This is a genomic window from Arthrobacter sp. ok909 (assembly GCF_900104405.1).
Lineage (GTDB): Bacteria > Actinomycetota > Actinomycetes > Actinomycetales > Micrococcaceae > Arthrobacter > Arthrobacter humicola.
The window spans coordinates 23443-30567 of the sequence record NZ_FNJS01000046.1; the positions used below are offsets into that span (position 1 = coordinate 23443).

The 7125-nt window shown below is 64.4% G+C and carries 5 protein-coding genes and 2 pseudogenes; 6 read left to right on the forward strand and 1 reads right to left on the reverse strand.

The features are described 5' to 3' along the window. Nucleotides 1-64: 64 nt before the first annotated feature. The 6 genes and pseudogenes from BLR03_RS22250 to BLR03_RS22275 all read left to right on the forward strand — a co-directional run bounded on the left by BLR03_RS22250 (nt 65) and on the right by BLR03_RS22275 (nt 6564). Nucleotides 65-1861, forward strand: coding sequence for an FAD-dependent oxidoreductase (locus BLR03_RS22250; protein WP_091256594.1), 1797 nt, complete (start codon nt 65-67; stop codon nt 1859-1861). Nucleotides 1862-1863: 2 nt separating this feature from the next. Further along, on the forward strand, nt 1864-2940 hold the full coding sequence (locus BLR03_RS22255; RefSeq protein WP_091256596.1) for a maleylacetate reductase: 1077 nt from the start codon (nt 1864-1866) through the stop codon (nt 2938-2940). Between the two features lie 158 nt (nt 2941-3098). Continuing rightward, nucleotides 3099-4282, forward strand: a protein-coding gene (locus tag BLR03_RS22260) for an IS3 family transposase (RefSeq protein ID WP_091256598.1) whose coding sequence is annotated in 2 segments (ribosomal slippage) — nt 3099-3360 and nt 3360-4282 — 1185 coding nt in all. Because the reading frame shifts where the segments join, the coding sequence is not laid out codon by codon here. Between the two features lie 18 nt (nt 4283-4300). After that, nucleotides 4301-5210, forward strand: a pseudogene (locus BLR03_RS22265) (dioxygenase). Nucleotides 5211-5555: 345 nt separating this feature from the next. Next, nucleotides 5556-6164, forward strand: coding sequence for a recombinase family protein (locus tag BLR03_RS22270; RefSeq protein ID WP_091256604.1), 609 nt, complete (start codon nt 5556-5558; stop codon nt 6162-6164). A 196-nt stretch (nt 6165-6360) separates the two neighbouring features. Beyond that, nucleotides 6361-6564 (forward strand): cold-shock protein, encoded by a 204-nt coding sequence (locus BLR03_RS22275; RefSeq protein WP_091256599.1) that lies wholly within the window; start codon nt 6361-6363, stop codon nt 6562-6564. A 99-nt stretch (nt 6565-6663) separates the two neighbouring features. On the opposite strand, the pseudogene BLR03_RS22280 reads toward BLR03_RS22275, so the two are convergent. Then, a pseudogene (locus BLR03_RS22280) lies at nt 6664-7125 on the reverse strand (hypothetical protein); the annotation flags it as partial.

The following is a 7125-nucleotide window of genomic DNA, read 5'->3' on the forward strand; positions in this document are numbered from 1 at the left end:
TGTGAGGTGGAACACTGAAATGAAACCGAGGGGGCCCGCAGTGGGCAAAACGGGAGGAAAAACAATGGTGATTTTCAACGACGGGGTTGCTGAGACCGAGACCCTCGTCTCCAACGTCGTCAAGACTGACGTCCTGATCGTCGGGTCAGGCCCTGCCGGTTCGTCGGCTGCCCTGTTCCTGTCCTCGCTCGGTGTCCCCAACATCATGATTACCAAGTACCGCTGGACAGCCAACACGCCCCGGGCCCACATCACGAACCAGCGAACCATGGAGATATTCCGGGACCTGGGAATCGAGGAGCAGGTCCTCGCCGACGCCACCCCGCATAACATGATCGGTGACACGGTGTTCTGCACCTCGATCGCCGGCGAAGAGATCGGCCGGATCCTCACCTGGGGCAACCACCCGGCCCGCCACGCAGACTACGAGCTGGCCTCCCCTTCGATGAACTGCGACATCCCGCAGACGTACCTGGAACCGATCCTGGTGAAGAACGCCACCATGCGCGGCACGCAAACACAGTTCTCCAGCGAGTACGTCTCGCACAGCCAAGACCAAGACGGTGTCAGCGTCCGGGTGCTCAACCGGCTTACCGGCACCGAGTGTACCATCCGGGCTAAATACCTCATCGGCGCCGACGGCGCCCGGTCCAAGGTCGCCGCCGACATCAACCTGCCGTACGAGGGGCAGATGGACATTGCCGGTTCCATGAATATCACTTTCAAGGCGGACATCGCGGAACTCGTCGGGCACCGCCCCTCGGTGCTCTACTGGGTGGTCCAGCCCGGATCGAACATCGGCGGCATCGGCGCCGGCCTGGTGCGCATGGTCCGGCCCTGGAATGAGTGGCTGATCGTGTGGGGCTTCGACATCAACGACGGAACGCCCGAGGTGACGGAGGACGACGCCCGGCTGGTGGTGCGGAACCTGATCGGGGTGCCGGACCTCGACGTCGAGATTACCGGCATCTCCCTATGGGGCAACAATGAGCAATACGCCACCCGTCTGCAGGCCGGCCGCGTCTTCTGCGCCGGGGATGCCGTGCACAAACATCCGCCGAGCAACGGTCTGGGATCCAATACCTCAATCCAGGATTCCTACAACCTGGCGTGGAAGATCGCCGCCGTCCTGAAGGGGCAGGCCGGCGGGGAGCTGCTTCAGACCTATTCGGCTGGACGCGCCCCGGTGGCGAAGCAGATTGTGGGGCGGGCCAACAAGTCCGGCCGCGAGTTCGGGCAGCTCTTCGAAGCTCTCGGCGTCGACAAAGCGGAGACCGCCCGGGAGATGCTCGCGCTAATCGAATCCCGCAAGGACAACTCCCCAGAGGGAGCCGCCAAGCGACGGGCCATCCAGGACGCCATGGAGATCAAGAACTACGAGTTCAACGCCCACGGCGTGGAAATGGGTCAGCACTACGACCCCTCTGCAATCGTCCCCGACGGAACGGAAAAACCAGCGCCCGCCCGCGATCCTGAGCTGTACTACGAGCCGTCCACGCATCCGGGCGCGCGGCTGCCGCATGCCTGGATTGGAGACAACGTGCACAAGTACTCCACCCATGACCTCGCACCCTACGGCCACTTCACGGTTTTCACCGGTATCACCGGCAAGGACTGGTCAGCTGCGGCGCAGAAGGTCAGCGACCGGCTCGGCATCACCGTCGGCTCTGTCGTCATCGGCCCGGGCCAGGAAGTCACCGACCTGTACTTCGACTGGGCGAAACTGCGTGGCGTGGCCGAAGATGGTGCCGTGCTGGTCCGTCCGGACAAGCACGTCGGCTGGCGCGCGGACCGCTTGCCTGCCGATCCGGAAGGCGCCCTATACGGGGCCGTCGCCGCAATCCTGAACCGGGAGAACTGACTATGGGCCTGACTTTTGACCATGTAACTTTGGGCCAGCGGGTGCTGTTTGGCACCGGCAACGCTGCTGAGAACCTCGCCGCGGAAGCGGCCCGGCTGGGCGCGCAGCATGTCATGGTGATCGCCTCGGACCGCGAGACGGAAATGGCCCGCATCGTGGCTGCCGAGATCGAAGTGGCACTCTGGCACCACGACGTGGTCATGCACGTGCCGATAGAGGCAGCCGAGAAGGCCCGCGCCGCGGCGGCTGGGGCCGACATCGACCTGCTGGTCTGTATCGGAGGCGGTTCCACGACGGGACTCGCCAAAGCGATCGCGATGACCTCACGCCTGCCGATCATCGCCGTGCCCACCACCTACGCCGGCTCGGAAGCCACAAATGTGTGGGGCCTGACCAAAGCATCCCGCAAAACCACCGGCGTGGACGACGCCGTCCTGCCCGTCACCGTCATCTACGATGCGGCCCTGACGCTGTCCCTGCCCGTGGACATGTCCGTAGCGTCCGGTTTGAACGGCATGGCCCACTGCATCGATTCCATGTGGGCACCGCGGGCCGACCCCATCAACGCCGCCCTCGGCGCCGAGGGAATCCGCGCCCTCAGCCAAGGCCTGCCGCTCATCGCCGCCGACCCGTCCGGGACGGAGGGGCGCGAACAGGCCCTCTACGGCGCCTACCTCGCCGCGGTCGCGTTCGCCTCCGCCGGATCCGGGCTGCACCACAAGATCTGCCACGTCCTGGGAGGCACCTTCAACCTCCCCCACGCCCAGACCCACGCCACCGTGCTGCCCTACGTACTGGCGTTCAACGCCCCCGCAACGCCCGACGCCGCAGCCCGCATCGCCGTAGCCTTCGGCACCACCGACGCACTGACCGGACTCCAAGAACTCCGCAAACGCCTGGACGCACCCAAGGCACTGGCCGACTACGGCTTCACCGCTGAAGGGATTCCCGAAGCCGTCGCCGTCATCCTCCCCGCCGTACCCGCGTCCAACCCGCGTCCTGTCACCACCGAAAATCTCACACGCCTCCTTCAGGCAGCCCTCACCGGCGAAGACCCCCGGGCCCGTCTGGACCTCTGACCAAGCCCTTTGCCCGTCCAACTAACGTACGCCTTTCCACAAGACGCAGGAGTACAGCGCATGTCGAAAACCACCACCGCGGGGGCCACTGGGCTTCCCCGGAGATCTCGGACAGTGGGCCCTCTTAAAATGGGGGTCTACCGAAAGTAGAGATCAGCATGACCGCATCACGCAAGCGATTTACCCAGGAGTTCAAGGACGAGCTGTGCCGCGAGGTGATCAGCACGTCCAAGCCGATCAAGGACGTGGCCACCGCGTACGGTGTCGGCCCCGAGACGCTCCGCAACTGGCTGGTCAAGTACCGCGAGGCCAACGGCGGCACGGAGGCGGACCTGACGGTTTCGGAACGGGCCCGGCTGAAGGAGCTCGAGCGTGAAGTTCAAGAGCTGCGGGCGGAGACTGCGTTCCTGAAAAAAGCCAGCGCTTACTTCGCGCGGGAGCAGCGGTAGTGAGCAAGTATGAATTCATCGATTCCCAAAAAGCTGAGCCCGCCAATCTGAACCCGGTGGTGAGGATGTGCCGCTGGTTGGCCGTCTCGACGTCCGGTTTCTATCACTGGGCCACCCGTCCACAATCGGCCACCTCGGGGCGCCGGCAGGCCCTGACCGCGCGGATCCAGCACTTCTTCGAGGAGTCCGAGGGCACCTACGGCTACCGGCGCATCCACGCCGATCTCGCCGCGGAACAGACCGAGTGCTCTCCCGAGCTGGTGCGGCAGATCATGCGCCACCAAGGGCTGGTGGCCTGTCAGCCACGCCCGTTCCGCATCACCACCGAGGCTGACGCGCAGGCCGCCGCGGGCATGCCGGACCTCGTCAACCGGGACTTCAGCGCCGACCGCCCCGGGGTGAAGTTCGTCGGCGACATCACCTACATCCACACCTGGCAAGGATTCATCTACCTCGCCACCGTCATCGACTGCTACTCGAAGAAGGTCGTCGGCTGGTCCATCGCCGATCACATGCGCACCGAACTCGTCGCCGACGCGCTCAAGAACGCCGCCGCTACAACCCGGATCGAGCCGTCCGCGATCTGGCACTCCGACCGGGGCAGCGTCTACACCTGGGCCGATTTCAGGGTCCTGGTGGCCGGCCTGGGCATGCGCTCCTCGATGGGCCGCACCGGGGTGTGCTGGGACAACAGCATGGCCGAATCGTTCTTCTCAGCCCTGAAAAACGAGCGTGTCTACCGGACCGTGTACGCGACCAAATCACAAGCCCGGAGCGACGTCATTCGCTACATCGAGGGGTTTTACAACAGCCGGCGCCGGCACTCCGCACTCGGTTACCGGCGGCCCAACGAAGTCCACTATGGTTATCAACAGCCAGCCTTGGCAGCGTAGAAGAAACCACTCATTCCGCTGTCCGAAATCACCGCAGCAGCACACACCATCAGCCCGGAACAGGCCCTCGTAGAACGACAACTCGTAGACACCGTCGTCGCGTCCTTCAACAAAACCGAAGACCCCCGCCTTAAGCAGCTCATGCAGGCCCTGACCCGGCACCTGCATAACTTCGTCCGCGAAGTCCGCCTCACCGAGAACGAATGGAACACCGGAATCGAGTTCCTCACCGCGGCCGGCCACATCACCGACGACAAACGCCAGGAATTCATCCTCCTCTCCGACGTCCTTGGCCTGTCTATGCAGACCATCGCCATCAACAACCAGGCCTACAAAGGCGCCACCGAAGCCACCGTCTTCGGGCCGTTCTTCGTCGACGATGCCCCCGAAATCCCCCGCGGCGGCGACATTGCCGGCGGCGCGGCAGGGCAGCCCTGTTGGGTCGAAGTCACTATCACCGACACCACCGGAAACCCCGTCCCGGGCGCCCGAATCGAAGCCTGGGAAGCCGACGAGGACGGCTTCTATGATGTCCAATACGCCGATGCCCGCGTCGCAGCACGTGCGCGCCTGTTCGCCGACGACGACGGTAAATACTCGTTCTGGGGACTCACCCCGACCCCGTATCCCATCCCCCACGACGGGCCGGTAGGCAAGATGCTCGAGGCGACCGGACGCTCACCCGTCCGGGCCTCCCACCTGCACTTCATGGTCACCGCCCCCGGCCTTCGGACACTGGTAACACACATGTTCGTCGAAGGAGACCCGCAGATCGAGAGGTGACTCTGTGTTCGGGGACAAGGACTCGCTGATCAAACGCTTTGAAACCCAGCCCGCCGGCACACCCACCCCCGACGGCCGCGACCTCAGCAACCAGGCCTGGGCCCGTACCCGCTTCGACGTAATCCTCGCCCCCGCCCAGGTTTGAGCAGCTACTTTTATCTGGACCCCACCGCTCCCCGTACCCCGACTCCGAGCCCCACGCGGGCGTCCGCCGCCGAACTCTGAGAACCCCTAAGGCGCTGACGTGTCAGCATTGCAGCATGCTTCCGTTGTCCACAGCTGTGGACAATTCACCCGGGTCCCTTAACGTGATCCTCGGCGACGTTCCAGAGCAAGTGCAGACCAGTGTGGCCATTCCGTGCAGACGACTTCGGAAAATGACAGTGCGGCTTGGAACTCCGCCGCTCTGAGCGTCTTGCCACCATGTATCGCAACCTCCTGCTGGTTTTGCTGACATGAGCATTGGTTGCAAGAGACTTGCGGGGTCTATATGCGAAAACTGATCGGTTACGTCCGCGTCTCGACCAGGGAACAGGACTTCGACCAGCAGGTTCGGGACCTGCTCGCAGCCGGTGTGCGAAGTGATGACCTCTACACCGACCATGGGGTCAGCGGCGCCAGGGCATCGAGGCCGGCATTCAAGAGGGCGCTGAAAGCACTGCACGAGGGGGACACTCTGGTGGTCACCACGTTGGACCGACTGAGAGGGTCCATGGTGAACATGCTCGGCCTCGCCGAAAAGCTGCGGGCCGGGGGCGTCAACCTTCGAGCGCTGAACCTGGGCGGCGGGAATGTGGACACCGGCACCCCGATGGGATCCATGGTCTTCACCGTCATAGCGGCACTGGCCCAGATGGAACTCGAGATTAAGCGCGAACGCATCAACGACTCCGTCTCCAAACGCCGGGCCGCGGGGAAGGATCTGGGCGGGAGGCGGCAGCAGTTCAGCGACAGCCAGATCAGCAACGCCCGGCGCCTCATCGACGCCGGGGAGGCAGACACCCACGTCGCCCGTGACCTGGGTATATCGCGGGCGACCCTGTACCGGCGGATCGGAGAGCTGGACGCCAGGCAATGGATCACCTCTCAGACGCCCTGAGGCAGACCGGCAGCAGTGGCACCCGCACCGGCCGGCTCACCCTTCGGCCAGCTGATGCCAAACCGCCTCGGCGACTTCCGCTTTTGAAGCCAACTGTTGCCCCTGCCAACGATCGCCCATAGGCTCATCTATGTGAGTGGCGGGGACGGTATTCCGAGAAGCGGAACCGCCCAGCGACCCGTGAAGGAAATCAAGCATGGCTACAGGTACTGTCAAGTGGTTCAACGCCGAAAAGGGCTTCGGTTTCATTGCCCCTGACGACGGAAGCGCTGACGTGTTCGCACACTATTCGGCAATCGCCTCCAGCGGTTACAAGTCCTTGGACGAGAACCAGAAGGTTCAGTTCGACATCACCCAGGGGCCCAAGGGCCCCCAGGCTGAGAACATCCAGCCGCTCTAGCAGCCCCCGAGAGACTGGTCAGCCCTTGCGGCCGGCCAGTCTCTTGCTGTGTCCGCCCCGTCACCCGGCCGGTCGGGACGCGGGGGCCGGGCGGGTTCTTTAGCGGAAGCGGTCGGCAGCGTTTCTTTTGCCGGCGATTGACAGGTAGCTGACCACTGCTGCGATGCACGCGGCGAGGCCCAGACTGACGGGGCCGGTCCCCCAGCCGAGACCGCCCCGATCGACGGAAACGGCCGTCCAGTCGGCGAAGGACGCACCGAGGGGCCGGGTGAGGATGTACACGAACCAGAACGACGGAATCGCCGCAAGCCAGCCACGCCAATACCCGAAAGCGCCCACCCCGATCGCAGCGGCGAACACGACGCCCGACGCAAGATAGCCCAGGTCCAGGCTGTACGCGGTCATGTCGCCGGTCGCGGTGCCCAGGGCGAACGTCACCAGCACGGCGGTCCAGTAGAAGGCTTCGCGACGCCGGGTGTTCACGCTGTGGATCGACAGTGTGTCCTCGGACCGGTACCAGAGGAGAAAAACGGCCGACAGGGCGACAAGGAAGACCACCGC